The 14,293-nt window shown below is 71.7% G+C and carries 14 protein-coding genes; 9 read left to right on the top strand and 5 right to left on the bottom strand.

Annotated features, from left to right (window positions below):
- Positions 1 to 2 precede the first annotated feature (2 nt).
- The 3 genes from BUE42_RS06635 to BUE42_RS06625 all read right to left on the bottom strand — a co-directional run bounded on the left by BUE42_RS06635 (position 3) and on the right by BUE42_RS06625 (position 2,773).
- Positions 3 to 665 (bottom strand): HAD family hydrolase, encoded by a 663-nt coding sequence (locus tag BUE42_RS06635; protein WP_073463820.1) that lies wholly within the window; start codon positions 663 to 665, stop codon positions 3 to 5.
- Positions 665 to 1,769 (bottom strand): peptide chain release factor 2 gene (gene prfB, locus BUE42_RS06630; RefSeq protein WP_143171335.1). Its coding sequence is split into 2 segments (ribosomal slippage): positions 665 to 1,687 and positions 1,689 to 1,769, totalling 1,104 coding nucleotides; the frame shifts between segments, so codons are not numbered across the junction. The genes BUE42_RS06635 and prfB overlap by 1 nt, the downstream gene beginning before the upstream one ends.
- 77 nt (positions 1,770 to 1,846) lie before the next feature.
- Entirely contained in the window at positions 1,847 to 2,773 is a 927-nt protein-coding gene (locus BUE42_RS06625; RefSeq protein WP_073463819.1) for an alpha/beta fold hydrolase, read from the bottom strand.
- A gap of 129 nt (positions 2,774 to 2,902) precedes the next feature.
- On the opposite strand from BUE42_RS06625, the gene BUE42_RS06620 reads away from it, so the two are divergent.
- The 4 genes from BUE42_RS06620 (at position 2,903) to BUE42_RS06605 (ending at position 6,398) form a co-directional block, all read left to right on the top strand.
- On the top strand, positions 2,903 to 3,148 hold the full coding sequence (locus tag BUE42_RS06620; protein WP_143171334.1) for a hypothetical protein: 246 nt from the start codon (positions 2,903 to 2,905) through the stop codon (positions 3,146 to 3,148).
- Between the two features lie 114 nt (positions 3,149 to 3,262).
- Positions 3,263 to 3,838 (top strand): hypothetical protein, encoded by a 576-nt coding sequence (locus BUE42_RS06615; RefSeq protein WP_073463817.1) that lies wholly within the window; start codon positions 3,263 to 3,265, stop codon positions 3,836 to 3,838.
- Entirely contained in the window at positions 3,835 to 6,021 is a 2,187-nt protein-coding gene (locus BUE42_RS06610) for a TIR domain-containing protein (protein WP_073463816.1), read from the top strand. Before BUE42_RS06615 ends, BUE42_RS06610 begins: the two co-directional genes overlap by 4 nt.
- The gene (locus BUE42_RS06605; protein WP_143171333.1) at positions 6,018 to 6,398 is read left to right on the top strand and encodes a hypothetical protein; all 381 of its coding nucleotides are present in this window, start codon (positions 6,018 to 6,020) and stop codon (positions 6,396 to 6,398) included. Before BUE42_RS06610 ends, BUE42_RS06605 begins: the two co-directional genes overlap by 4 nt.
- A gap of 43 nt (positions 6,399 to 6,441) precedes the next feature.
- On the opposite strand, the gene BUE42_RS06600 is transcribed toward BUE42_RS06605, so the two are convergent.
- Positions 6,442 to 6,915 (bottom strand): hypothetical protein, encoded by a 474-nt coding sequence (locus BUE42_RS06600; protein ID WP_073463814.1) that lies wholly within the window; start codon positions 6,913 to 6,915, stop codon positions 6,442 to 6,444.
- Between the two features lie 151 nt (positions 6,916 to 7,066).
- Here BUE42_RS06600 and BUE42_RS32940 point away from each other — a divergent pair, with 151 nt between their 5' ends.
- Positions 7,067 to 7,225: a hypothetical protein gene (locus tag BUE42_RS32940; protein ID WP_159445377.1), complete on the top strand. Its 159-nt coding sequence runs from the start codon at positions 7,067 to 7,069 to the stop codon at positions 7,223 to 7,225.
- Between the two features lie 161 nt (positions 7,226 to 7,386).
- On the opposite strand, the gene BUE42_RS06595 is transcribed toward BUE42_RS32940, so the two are convergent.
- Positions 7,387 to 9,900, bottom strand: coding sequence for an ATP-binding protein (locus BUE42_RS06595; RefSeq protein WP_073463813.1), 2,514 nt, complete (start codon positions 9,898 to 9,900; stop codon positions 7,387 to 7,389).
- Between the two features lie 132 nt (positions 9,901 to 10,032).
- On the opposite strand from BUE42_RS06595, the gene BUE42_RS06590 reads away from it, so the two are divergent.
- From BUE42_RS06590 to BUE42_RS06575, 4 genes are read left to right on the top strand one after another with little or no spacing between them, the layout of a single operon-like run.
- The gene (locus BUE42_RS06590) at positions 10,033 to 10,881 is read left to right on the top strand and encodes an alpha/beta hydrolase (RefSeq protein ID WP_073463812.1); all 849 of its coding nucleotides are present in this window, start codon (positions 10,033 to 10,035) and stop codon (positions 10,879 to 10,881) included.
- A gap of 45 nt (positions 10,882 to 10,926) precedes the next feature.
- Positions 10,927 to 11,436 carry a GNAT family N-acetyltransferase gene (locus BUE42_RS06585; protein ID WP_083613927.1) on the top strand — a complete coding sequence of 170 codons (510 nt, stop codon included), beginning with the start codon at positions 10,927 to 10,929 and terminating at the stop codon, positions 11,434 to 11,436.
- 54 nt (positions 11,437 to 11,490) lie between these two features.
- Positions 11,491 to 13,215: an acyl-CoA synthetase gene (locus tag BUE42_RS06580; RefSeq protein ID WP_073463810.1), complete on the top strand. Its 1,725-nt coding sequence runs from the start codon at positions 11,491 to 11,493 to the stop codon at positions 13,213 to 13,215.
- On the top strand, positions 13,212 to 14,279 hold the full coding sequence (locus BUE42_RS06575; RefSeq protein WP_073463809.1) for an aldo/keto reductase: 1,068 nt from the start codon (positions 13,212 to 13,214) through the stop codon (positions 14,277 to 14,279). The genes BUE42_RS06580 and BUE42_RS06575 overlap by 4 nt, the downstream gene beginning before the upstream one ends.
- Positions 14,280 to 14,293 lie beyond the last annotated feature (14 nt).

Below are 14,293 nucleotides of genomic sequence, written 5' to 3'. Positions count from 1 at the left end.
CGTCAGGGCTGATGGATCGGAAAGGAAAGGTGCACATCGAGCAGGTCGGGCACCACGGCGACGACGTTGTCGAAGCCGGCGAAGGCGTCGGCGCCCATCGTCGTGGTCAGCGCGACGGCCTTCATGCCGGCGCGGCGCGCGGCCTCGACGCCGAGCGGCGCGTCCTCGAAGACCAGGCATTCGGCCGGGCTCACGCCGAGGCGCTTCGCCGCCTCGAGGAAGATGTCCGGGTGCGGCTTGCCGCGCAGGCCGTCGGCCGGGCTGACGGTGGTCTGCACCTTGTCGCCGATGCCGAAGCGGTCGTAGGCGAGCGCGATGTTCTGCGGCGTCGACGCGGTGCACACCGCGAGCTTCAGGCCGAGGCCGGCCGCGCGGTCGAGCAGCTCGTGCGTGCCGGCGATCAACCCGAGCCGGGTGGCGGCGATGTCGCGGTAGATCGCCTCCTTCTCGGCGGCGAGCGCGGCGTAGTCGTCACCGCTGCGGCCGGGCAGCATGTCGGTGAAGATCTCGACGTTGCTGCGCCCGGCCGTCTCGAGGAAGAAGCGCTCGGCGTCGATCGTCAGCTCGCGCCGCCGGTGCCACTCGACCCAGGCGGTGTGGTGGTGCGGCATGCTGTCGATCAGCGTGCCGTCCAGGTCGAAGAGCAGGGCCTTCAGCTGCGTCATCAGATGCCCTGCTTCAGGCTGGCGGTGATCAGCTGGTCGAGGTCGCCGTCCAGCACCTTCTGGGTGTTGGAGATCTCCACGTTGGTGCGCAGGTCCTTGATGCGGCTCTGGTCGAGCACGTAGCTGCGGATCTGGTGGCCCCAGCCGACGTCGGTCTTGGTGTCTTCCAGCTTCTGCTGCTCTTCCATGCGCTTGCGCATCTCATGGTCGTACAGGCGCGAGCGCAGCCGCTTCCAGGCCACGTCGCGGTTGCTGTGCTGGCTGCGGCCGTCCTGGCATTGCACGACGATGCCGGTCGGGATGTGCGTGAGGCGCACCGCCGAGTCGGTCTTGTTGATGTGCTGGCCACCGGCGCCGCTCGCGCGGAAGGTGTCGGTGCGCACGTCCGACGGGTTGATGTCGATCTCGATCGTGTCGTCGACCTCGGGGTAGACGAACACGCTCGCGAAGCTGGTGTGGCGCCCGCCCGCGGAGTCGAACGGGCTCTTGCGCACCAGCCGGTGCACGCCGGTCTCGGTGCGCAGCAGGCCGAACGCGTACTCGCCCTCGATCTTGATCGTGGCGCTCTTGATGCCGGCGATTTCGCCGTCGGACTGGTCCTCGACCGTCGCCTTGAAATCCTTGCGCTCGGCGTACTTCAGGTACTGGCGCAGCAGCATGCCGGCCCAGTCGCAGGCCTCGGTGCCACCGGCGCCGGCCTGGATGTCGAGGAAGCAGTTGAGTGGGTCGGCCGGGTTGTTGAACATGCGGCGGAACTCGAGCCCGTCGACGATCTCGGCCAGCTTGGCGGTCTCGGCCTCGATGGCCTGCAGGCCGTCGGTGTCACCCTCGGCCTTCGACATCTCGTACAGCTCGGAGTTGTCGGCCAGGTTGCCGGTCAGGTGGTCGATGGTCTCGACGACCTGCTCGAGCGTGCGCTTCTCGCGCCCCAGCTCCTGCGCGCGCTTCGGCTCGTCCCAGACCTTGGGGTTCTCGAGCGCGGCGTTGACTTCGTTCAGTCGCAGTGCTTTGCGATCGTAGTCAAAGATACCCCCGGAGGCCGACCGTGCGCTCGGTCAGGTCGGCCAGGGTGTTGCCGATGGCATTGATGTGTTCGACGTCCATGGTGCAGTTCCCGTGTGTGTTTTGTGAATCGCGGGATTTTCGCACGCAGCGCATGCCCGCACGGGCGAGGCGGCCGGTCAGGCCTGGAGGAAACGCGCCAGATGGGCGGCGAGGGCCTCGGGCTGGTCGTGGTGCAGCATGTGCCCGGCCGGCGACAGCACCTGGCGTTCGACCTGCGGCACCTGCGCGAGGCGGGCGTCGAAGTCGCTGCGCGGGTAGCGGTCGCCCCACCACTTCGAGACGTCGGTGCGGTCGCCCTCGACCCACAGCAGCGGCGCGGCGATGCGCTGCCAGCAGGCCAGCACCTCGTCCTTCTGGTACAGCACCGGGTTGGCGCGCTTGTGGGCCGGGTCGCCGAGGATGTGCCAGCGCCCGTCGTCGGCCTGGCGCGACCAGTGGCCGGCCAGCCAGGCCGCGCGGTCCTCGCTCAGCAGCGGGTTGGTCTTGCGCAGCCGGTCGGCGACAGCCTGCAGGCTGTCGTAGGGGCGCAGCTCCATCGGCTGCTTCAACTCGTCCAGCCATTGCAGGTAGCGCTTCGGCGCCTGCGCCGGGCGGGTCGCCGGCAAGCCGAAGCCCTCCAGGTTGACGAGCCGGCGGATGCGCTCGGGCCGCACGCCGGCATAGACCATCGCGACGTTGCCGCCCATGCTGTGGCCGAGCAGGTCGATCGCGGCGGCCGGGCCGGCCACCGAATCGACCAGCGCATCGAGGTCGCCGAGGTAGTCGGGGAACCAGTAGCCATCGGCGCCGCCCGGGTCGCTGAGGCCGAAGCCGCGCCAGTCGGGCGCGATCACGTGGCGGTCGGCGCCTTCGATCGCCGCCAGCGCATCGACGGCGAACTGGAACGACGCGCCGACATCCATCCAGCCGTGCAGCATCACGAGCGTCGGCCGCGCGGGGCTGGCCTGGCTCGCATCGCCCCATTCGTGCAGGTGGCAGCGCAGGCCGCGCAGTTCGACGAAGCGGCTGCGGCCGGGGCGATGGGGGAGGTACGGGGACGACATGGCCGCCGATCTTAGGAGCTTGCCCGCCGCCGCGCTGTCCGCCCTGGGACAGCGGCGGCCTATGCGGCTTCAGGACAATTCAGCCGCGCTTCAGGACGGCAGGCCGGTGCAGCGCCGACCATCGGGGCCATGAAACCGATGCGCCCGCTCTTCATCCTGCACACCTCGCAACTGCGCTTTGCCGCGGCCGTTCTCGGGGTCGCAGCGCTGTTCGCGGGCTTCCATGCGCTCGCGACGCCGGCGCCACTCGTGATTTCTTGCGCACTTCCCACCGCGGCTGGCCATGCACGCACCACGCAGTCATCCGGCACGGGGTCAACGCGCCCTATGCTCGGGGACGAGGCCATGTCCGCAGTGAAGGAAAAACTGGACTGACCTGTGCCGTTCTGCAGTAGCGACGTGAGGGAGCCCGAGGGGATCGCGATGCCGGCACCGTGCCACAAGCGGCATCCGGCGAGGGGGCTGCACGTCGGTGTCACGGGGCATCGCTTGAATCGCATCTCACAACATCAGCTGGACCTGATCACGCCGCAGATCGAGCCGGTGCTCGCCCACCTGGCGAGCGCGTCGCGCTGCATCGAGCCGGTGCTGCTGTCGAACCTGGCCGAAGGCAGCGACCGCCACCTCGCGCGGCTCGGCCTGCAGGTCGGCTACACGCTGCACGCGGTGCTGCCGCGCCCGCGCGACGACTACGCCCGCGGCTTCAGCAGCGCCGCATCGCGCCGCGAGTACCGGGCGCTGCTCGACGACGCAGCGCGCATCACCGAGCTGCGCGGGCCGCTGCGCGTCGCCGGGCGCACCTACCTGCGCGCCGGGCATGCCTTGCTCGACCGCGCCGACCTGCTGCTCGCGCTGTGGGACGGCGCGCCGTCGCGCGGCACCGGCGGCACCGCCGACGTGGTCGACGAAGCCGTCCGGCGCCGCATCCCCGTGCTGCACCTGTCGACCCGGCCGCGCCAGCGCCCGCGGCTGCTGTGGCCGCGCGCCGGCGGCACGCTGGAGCAGCGCTGCGACCGTCGCCGGCTCGACGCGGTGCTCGCGCACGTGCGGGACACGCGCCGATGAGCGCCGAGGATTCGCTGCCCGCCTCGCCGCCCGCCCCCTCGCCCCGCTACGGGGCGTTCATCAGCTACAGCCACCACGACAAGCTGGTGGCGCGCCGCCTGCAGCGGCAGCTGGAGACGTACCGCGTGCCGAAGCGGCTGGTCGGGCGCGCGACGCCGCAGGGGCCGGTGCCGGCGCGGCTGTCGCCGCTGTTCCGCGACCGCGACGAGCTGAACGCCGGCGCCGACCTGAAGGCGAGCGTGCAGGAGGCGCTGGCGGCCAGCCGCTGGCTGATCGTCGTCTGCTCGCCGGACGCGGCGCGATCGCCGTGGGTCAACCGCGAGATCATCGAATTCAAGCGCCTGCATGGCGAAGGCCGCGTGCTGGCACTGATCGCGGCGGGCGAACCGTTCGCGAGCAACACGCCGGGCCGCGAGGCGAGCGAGTGCTTCCCGCCAGCGCTGCGCTTCGCGTTGACGGCCGACGGCCGGGCCGAGGGCGAAGCGCTGGAGCCGATCGCCGCCGACCAGCGCGCCGAGGGCGACGGCCCGCGTCGCGCGGCGCTGAAGCTGCTGGCCGGCATGGTCGGCGTCGGCTTCGACGACCTGGTGCAGCGCGACACGCAGCGCCGGCTGCGCTGGCTGGCGGGAATCGCATCGGCCTCGGCCGTCGGCGTCGTCGTGTTCGCGCTGATGGCCGTGCTGGCGGTGCGCGCGCGCAACGAGGCACAGCACCAGCGTGCGCAGGCCGAGGGCCTGATCGAGTTCATGCTCGGCGACCTGCGCAAGAAGCTGGAGCCGGTGGGCCGGCTGGAGGTGCTGGATTCGGTGGGCGAGAAGGCGCTCGCGTACTACGGGGCGCAGGACGCCGAGGTGCTGGATTCGACCGCGCTCGGGCACCGGTCGCGGGCGATGCACCTGATCGGCGAGATCCGGCAATTGCGCGGCAACGCCGCGCAGGCCCAGGAAGTGTTCGAGCGCGCGGCGCAGACCACGGCCCAGTTGCTGGCCCAGGCACCGGGCGACAGCCAGCGCCTGTTCGAGCATGCGCAGAGCGTGTTCTGGGTCGGCCAGGCGGCGTGGAAGCGTGGGGACGTGCGCACCGCGGAGGCCCGGCTCACCGAGTACCGGACGCTGTCGGAGCAACTGTTGCGCATCGACCCGTCCAACCTGGACTGGCGCGCCGAGGTCGCCTTTGCGCATGTCAACCTGGGCACTGTGCTGCTGGGCACGAACCGGCCGGGGCCGGCCCTCGAATCGCTGCAGGCGGCACGCGATCTCCTGCAGCAGATCGCGCAGAGCCGGCCGGCGGTGAGGTTCGAGCTGGCGCAGGCGCTCGGCTGGCGCGCGATCGGCTATGAGATGCTGGGCGACTACGAGCGTGCCTTGGCGGAGCAGCGCGAGAAGCTGGCGCTGTTCCGCGGCATGCCGGACGTCGACAGGAACAAGACGGCACAGCGCGGCATCCAGAATGCGCTCAACGCGACCAGCCAGTACCAGCTGGCGCTGGGGCGCCCCACCGAGGCCACCGAGGATGCGGCGGCCAGCCTGCGCATCGCGGACAGGCTGTCGAACGAAGACCCGGCCAATCTTTTCTGGAAGGGCGACGCCTGCTTCGCCCGGCTGCGCGTCGCCGAGGTCCTGCTCGCCCGGCAGCGCCTGGCCGAGGCCCGCGGCGAGTGGGCGCAGGCCTCCGAATGCGGTGCCCAGGTGCGCTCGACCAACAGCAGCAACCCTCTCTACGCGGTGCGGTTGCGCGCGCGCGAGCTGGCACTGGCGGCGCAGCTGGCCGAGCCGAAGGATCGATCGGCGGTGGCCGTGCGCATCGACAGTTTCCTCAACGATCCCGCGGCGCGTCTGGGCGCCGGCACGCCGGACCGCGCCAAGCATGCTGTGTTCGTCGCCCAGGCGGCGCTCGGCCTGGGCGAGTTGCGAGCCGAGGGCGACCCCGACGCGGCACGCGCCGCGTGGCGGCGCGCCGCCGACGAGCTGGCGCCCTTTGCCGACATGGCCGATGGCGCGATCCTCACCCCGCTCGCCTGGGCGAAGTTCCGCCTCGGGGATCTCGCGGCGGCCCATGCCCTGGCCGAGCGGATCGAACGTTCCACCTATCGACACCCCGCGTATGTCGAGTTTGCCAACAAGCTGCGTGCCGCGCGGGGCGGCAGTGCGGTCTCCAACCCTTCATCAGGAGCCAGGTCATGAGTGAAAATCCGAGCGCAGTGCGCACCCCCATCGTCCGCGTCGTGGGCTTTCGCGACATAGACAACAAATTGAAGGCCAGCGCGACGCCCGAGGTGCTCTACATGGCGGACTACGGCGCGGGGCCCTTGACCATCGTGTTCTCGCTGGTCACCCAGAACATGGAATTCGACAACCCGCCCGTCATCTTCAACACCTTGTCGGGGAATCCGTTCGGCACGCCGATGATCGACCCGCAGGACCCGAGCCGCTGCCTGGTGAGCAACCTGAACAACAACGGCGAGGCGTATTCGTACACCGTGTTCATCAAGCAGACCGGCTTGAATGGTCCGACGGACAAGGCGAGTTTCGATCCGGTGATCCAGAACGACAACACCTGAATCCGCGGCTGCCCGGGGGAGGCTTCTCACCGAGGCCGGGCCCTCAGGCAGCCGTTGCCCTGTCCCACAGCGCCACGACGTCGGCCTCGCCCGGCGCGGCACCGGTCGACGTCGACTCGGCACGCAGGGCGGGCGGCAGCGAGTCGATCATCGATTGCACCGTCTCCCGGCGCGGCGAGCGCCGGATCCCCTCCGGTTCGCCGCGGCGCCGGGAGGCGGCGTCCGACCAGCCCGCGAGCTGCGCCGCGGTCTGCAGGTCGCCCTGGACGGCGGCGAGCCAGGCCAGCGTGTCGGCGGCCTGCCACAGCAACCCGCAATCGCTCGCCAGCGGCACAGCCTCGCGCGACAGCCGCGACGCTTCGTCGAACGAGCCGTGGACGAGCAGCGCATGCATCAGGTTCAGCTGCGCCGTGCACAGCGTCGCCGGGGCGCGCTTGCTGCGCAGCGAATCGACCAGTTGGTGGCCGAGGTACACCGCCTCGTCGACCTCGCTCATCGCCAGCGCCAGGTCGGCCATGTCCGCGAAATCGCCTCGGGCTTGACCGGCAGCTTCGATCCCGTGATCCAGAACAAAAACCGCTGAGCTGTCCGACCTGTCGTCGATACTTCGACAGGCGCGCCGGGTTCCCGACGCGCCGTCTTTCCCCTCAACTCAACACGGAGCAGAAATGACACCTTTGGTCAACGTGAACGGCGAGCTGGACGGTCTGGCGGCGGATGTACCGAGCACCGAACCCATGCAGGCACCTTCCTCGACGCGAGAACTCGATCCGGACGAACTCCGGGCGGTGTGCGGCGGGCCTGTCGTCCAGAACGACACCAGGTGAATGACCTGGCCTCGGCAATTGTCGAGTGATGAATTGCGGGCCGTGACGGGTGCTCCGGTAATTCAAGACGACAACACCTGAGTCACGTTCGTCCGGTCGAGCGCCCGCCTCGCGCGGGCGCCATGCATCGTGGCTGGCGAAAATGTGAATCCGCCGGCGCTTCAATCGCCGGCCGACGTGCCATTCCACAACGACACGATTGCCTTCTCGGTGAGGCGCGCGCCCGCAATGGAAGCAAGGTCCGCTGCCGCCGGGGTCAGCGCGGCCAGCAGGGGCTGCAGCTGTTGCCTCGCCTGTGCACGCTGCCCGGCCCGCGGCTCGTCGCGATGCCGGTACACCGCATCGGACCAGGCGGCCAGCTGCGCCGCTGTCTTGAGCCGGTTGCGGCAGGCAGCCAGCCACGCCAAGGTATCGATCGCCTGCCACAGCAAGCCGCAATCGCTCGCCAGTTGCACCAGGTCGTGGGCCAGCGCTGCCGCATCGTCGATCGACCCACGCACCAGCAGCGCCTGCATCAGGTTCAGCTGCGCCGTGCAAAGCGTTGCCGGCGCGCGCTTGCCGCGCAGCGAATCGACCAGCTGGTGGCCGAGGTACACCGCGTCGTCGACCTCGCCCATCGCGAGTGCCAGGTCGGCCAGGTGCGAGCGGGCGCGCAACGCGCCGCGCTCGTCGCCCGCCGCGAGCCGCAGGCCGAGCTCGACCTCGCGGGCGGCCCGGCTGTCGGCCAGGCGGCCTTCGGCGCGCGCCACGTCGGCCCGCGCGCGCTGGCCCCAGGCGCGCTCGCGTGCCGGCCAGTCCAGGCGCTCCAGCGTCAGCGCCTCGTCCAATGCGGCACGCGCCGCCGGGTTCGGCACCTGCCACAGGCCCGCCAGCCCGGTCAGCTGCGCATACAGCCCGTGCTCGTCGCCGAGCGCGCGGAAAAGCGACTGCGCATGATCGGCCGCGCCGCGCGAGCGCCCCGGCGAGGCTTCGGCCCACACCCATTGCGCCGCCCGCCACCACGCGGCGGCCAGCGGCTTGGGAACGTTGTCATCAACCATCGCCTCGCTCAGCTCGTGCCAGCGCCTGGCCTCGGCGTGCAGCGACAGGTGGTGCCACAGCGGCGCGGCCGCGCCGACCAGCGCGACCAGCGTCTCGGGGTCGTGCTGCAGCGACCATGCGAGCGCGGCCCGCAGGTTGTCGAGCTCGGGTTCGTAGAGCGCCAGCCATGGCGCATCCGGCATGCGCAGCCAGTCACTGTGCGCGCCGGCGAAGAACGCACGCAGCGCACGCGCATGCCGGCCGCGCAGCGCGTGGGCCTGCGGGTCGTCCGCCAGCCGCGCCTGCGCATAGGCCCGCGCGCTCTCGCTGAGCGCATAGCGCGGCGGATCGCCGGCGCCGACCTGCACCAGCGAGTGGTCCGACAGCAGTGCCAGCCCGTCGATCACGGCCCAGCCGTCGGGGTCGCTGCCGTCGGCCAGCACCGCGCCGGCCAGCGGCAGCGTGAAGCCGCCGGCGAACACACCGAGCGAATCGAACAACGCACGCTGCGCCGGCGTTAGCAGCGCGAGGCTCCAGTCGAGCGCCGCCTGCAGCGTCTGCTGGCGCGTCGGCGTGCCGCGCGTGCTGCTGGCCAGCAGGCGGAAGCGGTCGTCCAGCCGCGAGGCGATGCCGGCGACACCCAGCAGCGGCACGCGCGCCGCCGCCAGCTCCAGCGCCAGCGGCACGCCGTCGAGCCGGCGGCAGATCTCGGTCACCGCGCCGACGTTGGCGTCGGTCAGCGCGAAGCGGCGGTCGACCGCCAGGGCGCGCTCGCAGAACAGCGCCACCGCGCCGTGCTGCAGCGCCGGCTCGGCGGCGCTGCCGTCGGGCGGCACCGCCAGCGCCTCGATGCGCTGCAGCCGCTCGCCGGCGAGGTGCAGCGGCACCTGGCTCGTCACCAGGATGCGCAGCCCGGGCGCGCCCTGCTGCAGCGCCTGCACCAGCGGCGCGAGGCCGTCGAGCAGGTGCTCGGCGTTGTCGAGCACCAGCAGGCCTTGCAGGTTCTTCATCGACGACAGCAGCGCGGCCTGCGCATCGCCGTCCACCGCGAGCTGCAGCGACAAGGCTTGCGCGACCGCGCCGCCGATCAGCGAGGCATCGGTGAGCGACGCGAGCTCGACCCACGCGACGCCGTCGGCCCAGGTCCGCCGCCGCGCCTGGGCGGCGGCGCGGGCGAGCGTGGTCTTGCCGATGCCGCCGGGGCCGACCAGCGTCACCAGGCCCGAGCCGTCCAGTTGCGCCAGCAGCTCGGCCAGCTCGCGGTCGCGCCCGACCAGCGCGACCGGCCGCTCGGGCAGTGCGTCGCGCGCGGCCAGTGCGGCCACCGGTGCGGGCGACGGTGCCGCCGCCGGGGCGGGCGCCTGCGCCGCCATCGTGAACCGGTAGCCGCGCCCGGGCACCGTCGCGATCGCCTGCGTGCCCAGCAGCTTGCGCAGCGCCGAGACGTGCACCTGCAGGTTGTTCTCCTCGACCACCAGGCCGGGCCAGACGAGGTCCAGCAGTTCGCCCTTGGACACCAGCCGGTCGCTGCGCTCGACCAGCGCCTGCAGCAGGTCGAACGCGCGCGAGCCCAGCAGCGCGGGCCGGCCATCGACCAGCAGCTGGCGGGTGGCCGGGTTCAGCGCGATGCGTCCGAAGCGGTAGTGGTCAGGCAAGGGGATCCTCCAAGGCGGCGAATTTACGCGATGCCGCCGATTTCAGAACGATTCAGGCGCGCTTCAGGCTTTTGAAGGACGGCCCGGGCGTGCAATCGGACACTGGGTTTCGCTCAGGGAGACCTTTTCATCGTGGACATCAGCTCGGCAGGGACGGTCGTCGCGCTCACAGGCGCTCTCGCCTATGCGGCGGCCTGCCTGGCGCTGGCGCACCGTCACACCCGGGCCTGGCCGAAACCGCCGGCGCGCGGCGTGGCGGCCTTCGACCGGGTGGATTTCGCGGCGCGCGACGGCCGCGCCCGCGTCTGCGGCGAGTACCTGCCGGCGCCGGCCGGGCGCGCCGCGGTGGTGCTGGTGAACGGCCGCGACCGCTGGCGCAACCGCGAGCTGGCCCAGGCGCTGTGCGCCCAGGGCCTGTCGGTGCTGTCGATCGACCTGCGCGGGCGCGGCGGCAGCAGCGCGCACCGCGGCAGCTTCGGCCGCCACGAGCGCCACGATGTGCTCGGCGCGGTCGACTACCTGCTGGAGCGCGGCCATCCGCCGGGACGCATCGGCGTGATGGGCTCGGGCATCGGCGCGAACGCGGTGCTGGGCGCCGCGGCCGACGAGCCGGCCATTCGCGCGGTGCTGGCCGAGGGCACCGGCCCGACGCTCGATCGCGCGTTGCGCCGCCAATGGCAGGCGCTGCCCTGGCTGGCCGCCACGCTGGCGCCCGGGGTGCAGGCAGCGGCCTGGTGGCTGGGCAGTGCCTCGCTGGACGACGACTGGCTGCGCCGGCGCATCGGCGCGCTGCGGGGCCGGGCGCTGCAGCTCGATTCCGGACGGACCGCTGCCGGCAGCGCCGCGGCGCACACGGCACGCACCGCGCGTGCCGCCGCCTTTTTCTGCCAGCACCTGACGACCCCGCGCACCGTCTGCGTGATCTGGCCCGAACCGGCCCGCGCCACCCCGGCCGTTGCCTGGGAGCGGCTGGCCGCCTGAACGGTCACGACAGCGGCAGGCCCGTCGGCCTGAGACAATCGCCGCATGCCCACCTCTTCGATGCCGCTCGACGGCAACCCTGCTTACGCACTGCGCGCCGCCGAACTGCGCGATGTCGTGCCGATCGTCGGCCTGATCCGCGAACTCGCCGAGTTCGAGAAGCTGACCCACCTGCTGCAAGTCACGCCCGAGAAGCTGCGCCCCAACCTGTTCGGCGAGAAGGCTGTCGCCGAGGCGATGGTGGCCGAGGTCGACGGCGAGGTGATCGCCTTCGCGCTGTTCTTCACCAATTTCTCCACCTTCCTCGCGCAGCCGGGGCTCTACCTGGAGGACCTGTACGTGCAGCCCGCGCACCGCGGCGCGGGCGTCGGCGAGGCCCTGCTGACGCGGCTGGCCCGGCTGGCGGTCGACCGCGGCTACGGCCGCTTCGAATGGAGCGTGCTCGACTGGAACGAGAACGCCATCCGCTTCTACGAGCGCATGGGCGCGACGGTGCTGCCCGACTGGCGCATCTGCCGCATCACCGGCGACGCGCTGGCGAGGTTCGGCGCCTGACGCCCGCGTAGATCCCGATGCGCCGTGGCGGCGCCGGCGCCTAAGCTGCGCCGGATGACCGCCGTCGACGCCTACCGCAGCCTTCATTCCTCGTTCCGCTGGCAGGTGCCGGCCGACTTCAACATCGGCGAGGCCTGCTGCGGCCGCTGGGCGCGCGAGACGCCGGACGCGATCGCGATCCGCCACGAACGCGAGGACGGCACGCGCCGCACCTGCAGCTACCGCCAGCTGCAGGCCCGTTCGCGGCGGCTCGCGGCCGCGCTGCAGCGGCTCGGCGTGCGGCGAGGCGACCGCGTCGCGATCGTGATGGCGCAGCGCATCGAGACCGCGGTGGCGCACATCGCGCTGCACCAGCTGGGCGCGGTCGCGATGCCGCTGTCGGTGCTGTTCGGCCCGGAGGCGCTCGAGTTCCGGCTGCAGGACAGCGAGGCCTGTGTCGCGATCGGTGACGAGGCGTCGATCGCCGCGCTGCGCGCGGTGCGCCCGCAGTGCCCGGCGCTCGCCTCGTTGATCGCCGTCGGCGCGGCGGCGGCCGGGCCGGGCGAGGTCGACTGGGACGCGCTGCTGCAACAGGACGAGGCCGGCTTCGTGCCGGTCACGACGCACGCCGCCGACCCGGCGATCCTGATCTACACCAGCGGCACCACCGGCCCGCCGAAGGGTGCGCTGCTGCCGCAGCGGGCGCTGATCGGCAACCTGAGCGGCTTCGTCGCGAGCCAGAACTGGTTCCCGCGCCGCGACGAGGTGTTCTGGAGCCCAGCCGACTGGGCCTGGACCGGTGGCCTGATGGACGCGCTGCTGCCGACGCTGTACTTCGGCCGCGAGATCGTCGCGTACCAGGGCCGCTTCGGCCCGGAGAAAGCCTTCGAGCTGATGGCGCGCTACGGCGTGACCAACACCTTCCTGTTCCCGACCGCGCTGAAGGCGATGATGAAGGCCGTGCCGTCGCCGCGCGGGCGCTACGCGCTGCGGCTGCGTTCGGTGATGAGCGCCGGCGAGGCGGTCGGCGACGCGGTGTTCGCGTGGTGCCGCGAGCAGCTCGGCATCACCGTCAACGAGATGTTCGGCCAGACCGAGATCAACTACGTGGTCGGCAACTGCACCGAGTTCCTCGACGCCGACGGCCGCGCGCAGCCCGGCTGGCCGGCGCGCCCGGGCAGCATGGGCCGGGCCTACCCGGGGCACCGGGTGGCGGTGCTCGACGACGACGGCCGCGAATGCCCGCGCGGCACGCCCGGCGATGTCGCGGTGCACTGCCGCGACGTGCATGGCGACCCCGACCCGGTGTTCTTCCTCGGCTACTGGAGGAATGACGGCGCGACGCGCGCCAAGTTCACCGGCGACCCCGACGACAGCTGGTGCCGCACCGGCGACACCGCGCTGATGGACGACGACGGCTACCTCTGGTACCAGGGCCGCAGCGACGACGTGTTCAAGGCCGCCGGCTACCGGATCGGGCCGAGCGAGATCGAGAATTGCCTGGTCAAGCACCCGGCGGTCGTGAACGCCGCGGTCGTGCCCAAGCCCGACTCCGAGCGCGGCGCGCTGGTCAAGGCCTACGTGGTGCTGGCCCCCGGCGTGGTCGGCGATGCGGCATTGATCGAGGAGTTGCAGGCGCACGTGAAGGGCCGGCTCGCGCCCTACGAGTACCCGAAGGAGATCGAGTTCATCGACGCGCTGCCGATGACGACCACCGGCAAGGTGCAGCGGCGGGTGCTGCGGCTGCAGGAGGAGGAGCGCGCGCGAGCTTCCGGATTTCTCCCTAAACTTGCCCGATGACCACCTTCACCACCCTCCCGCTCGGCCGCAGCGACCTGCGCGTCACCCCCGTCTGCCTCGGCACGATGACCTTCGGCGAACAGGTCGACGAAGCCGCTGCCCACCGAATCCTCGACGAGGCCGTCGCGCGCGGCATCAATTTCATCGACACCGCCGAGATGTACGCGGTGCCGACGCGCCGCGAGACCTACGGCGCTACCGAACGCATCATCGGCAGCTGGTTCGCGGCCCGGCCCGGCGTGCGCCAGAAGGTGGTGCTCGCGACCAAGGTGGCCGGCCCGGGGCGCAACATGGACTGGGTGCGCGGCGGCAGCCCGAACCTGCTGCCGGCCGAGATCGTGCAGGCCTGCGACGAGAGCCTGAAGCGCCTGCGCACCGACGTGATCGACCTCTACCAGATCCACTGGCCGAACCGCAACGTGCCGACCTTCGGCGCGCTCTACTTCGACCCGGCCAAGGACGCCGAATTCAGCAGCATCCACGAGCAGCTGGAGGCGCTGGCCGGGCTGGTGAAGGCCGGCAAGGTCCGGCACATCGGGCTGTCGAACGAGACGCCGTGGGGCGTCGGCGAGTTCCTGCGGGTGGCCGGCCAGCACGGGCTGCCGCGCGTGGCCACGGTGCAGAACCCGTACGCGCTGACCAGCCGCGCGCTCGACAACGGGCTCGACGAGATGCTGTACCGCGAGCAGGTCTCACTGCTCGCGTATTCGCCGCTCGCATTCGGCTCGCTGACCGGCAAGTACGACGAGATCGGCTTCGGCGCTGCCGACAAGCCCGGGCGGCTGGCGATCTTCGACGGCATGAAGAAAGGCCGCTGGGGCCGCCCCGAGGCGCTGGCCGCGGCGCGCCTGTACAACGCGCTGGCACGCCGCCATGGCCTGACGCCGACGCAGCTCGCGCTCGCCTTCGTCTACGGCAGCCGGCGCGTCGCGAGCACCATCATCGGCGTCACCTCGCTCGCGCAGCTGGACGAGAACCTGGCGGCCTGGGGCACCGCGCTGTCACCGGAGCTGCTGGCCGAGATCGACGCGATCCGCTGGACGCACCGCGATCCGGCGCAGTGATGCGGGCTGTTGTG

This window comes from Rhizobacter sp. OV335 (genome assembly GCF_900142965.1).
Classification (GTDB): domain Bacteria; phylum Pseudomonadota; class Gammaproteobacteria; order Burkholderiales; family Burkholderiaceae_C; genus Rhizobacter.
The sequence above is the reverse complement of the archived record's forward strand: the minus strand, read 5'-3'. Positions and strand labels throughout refer to the sequence as shown.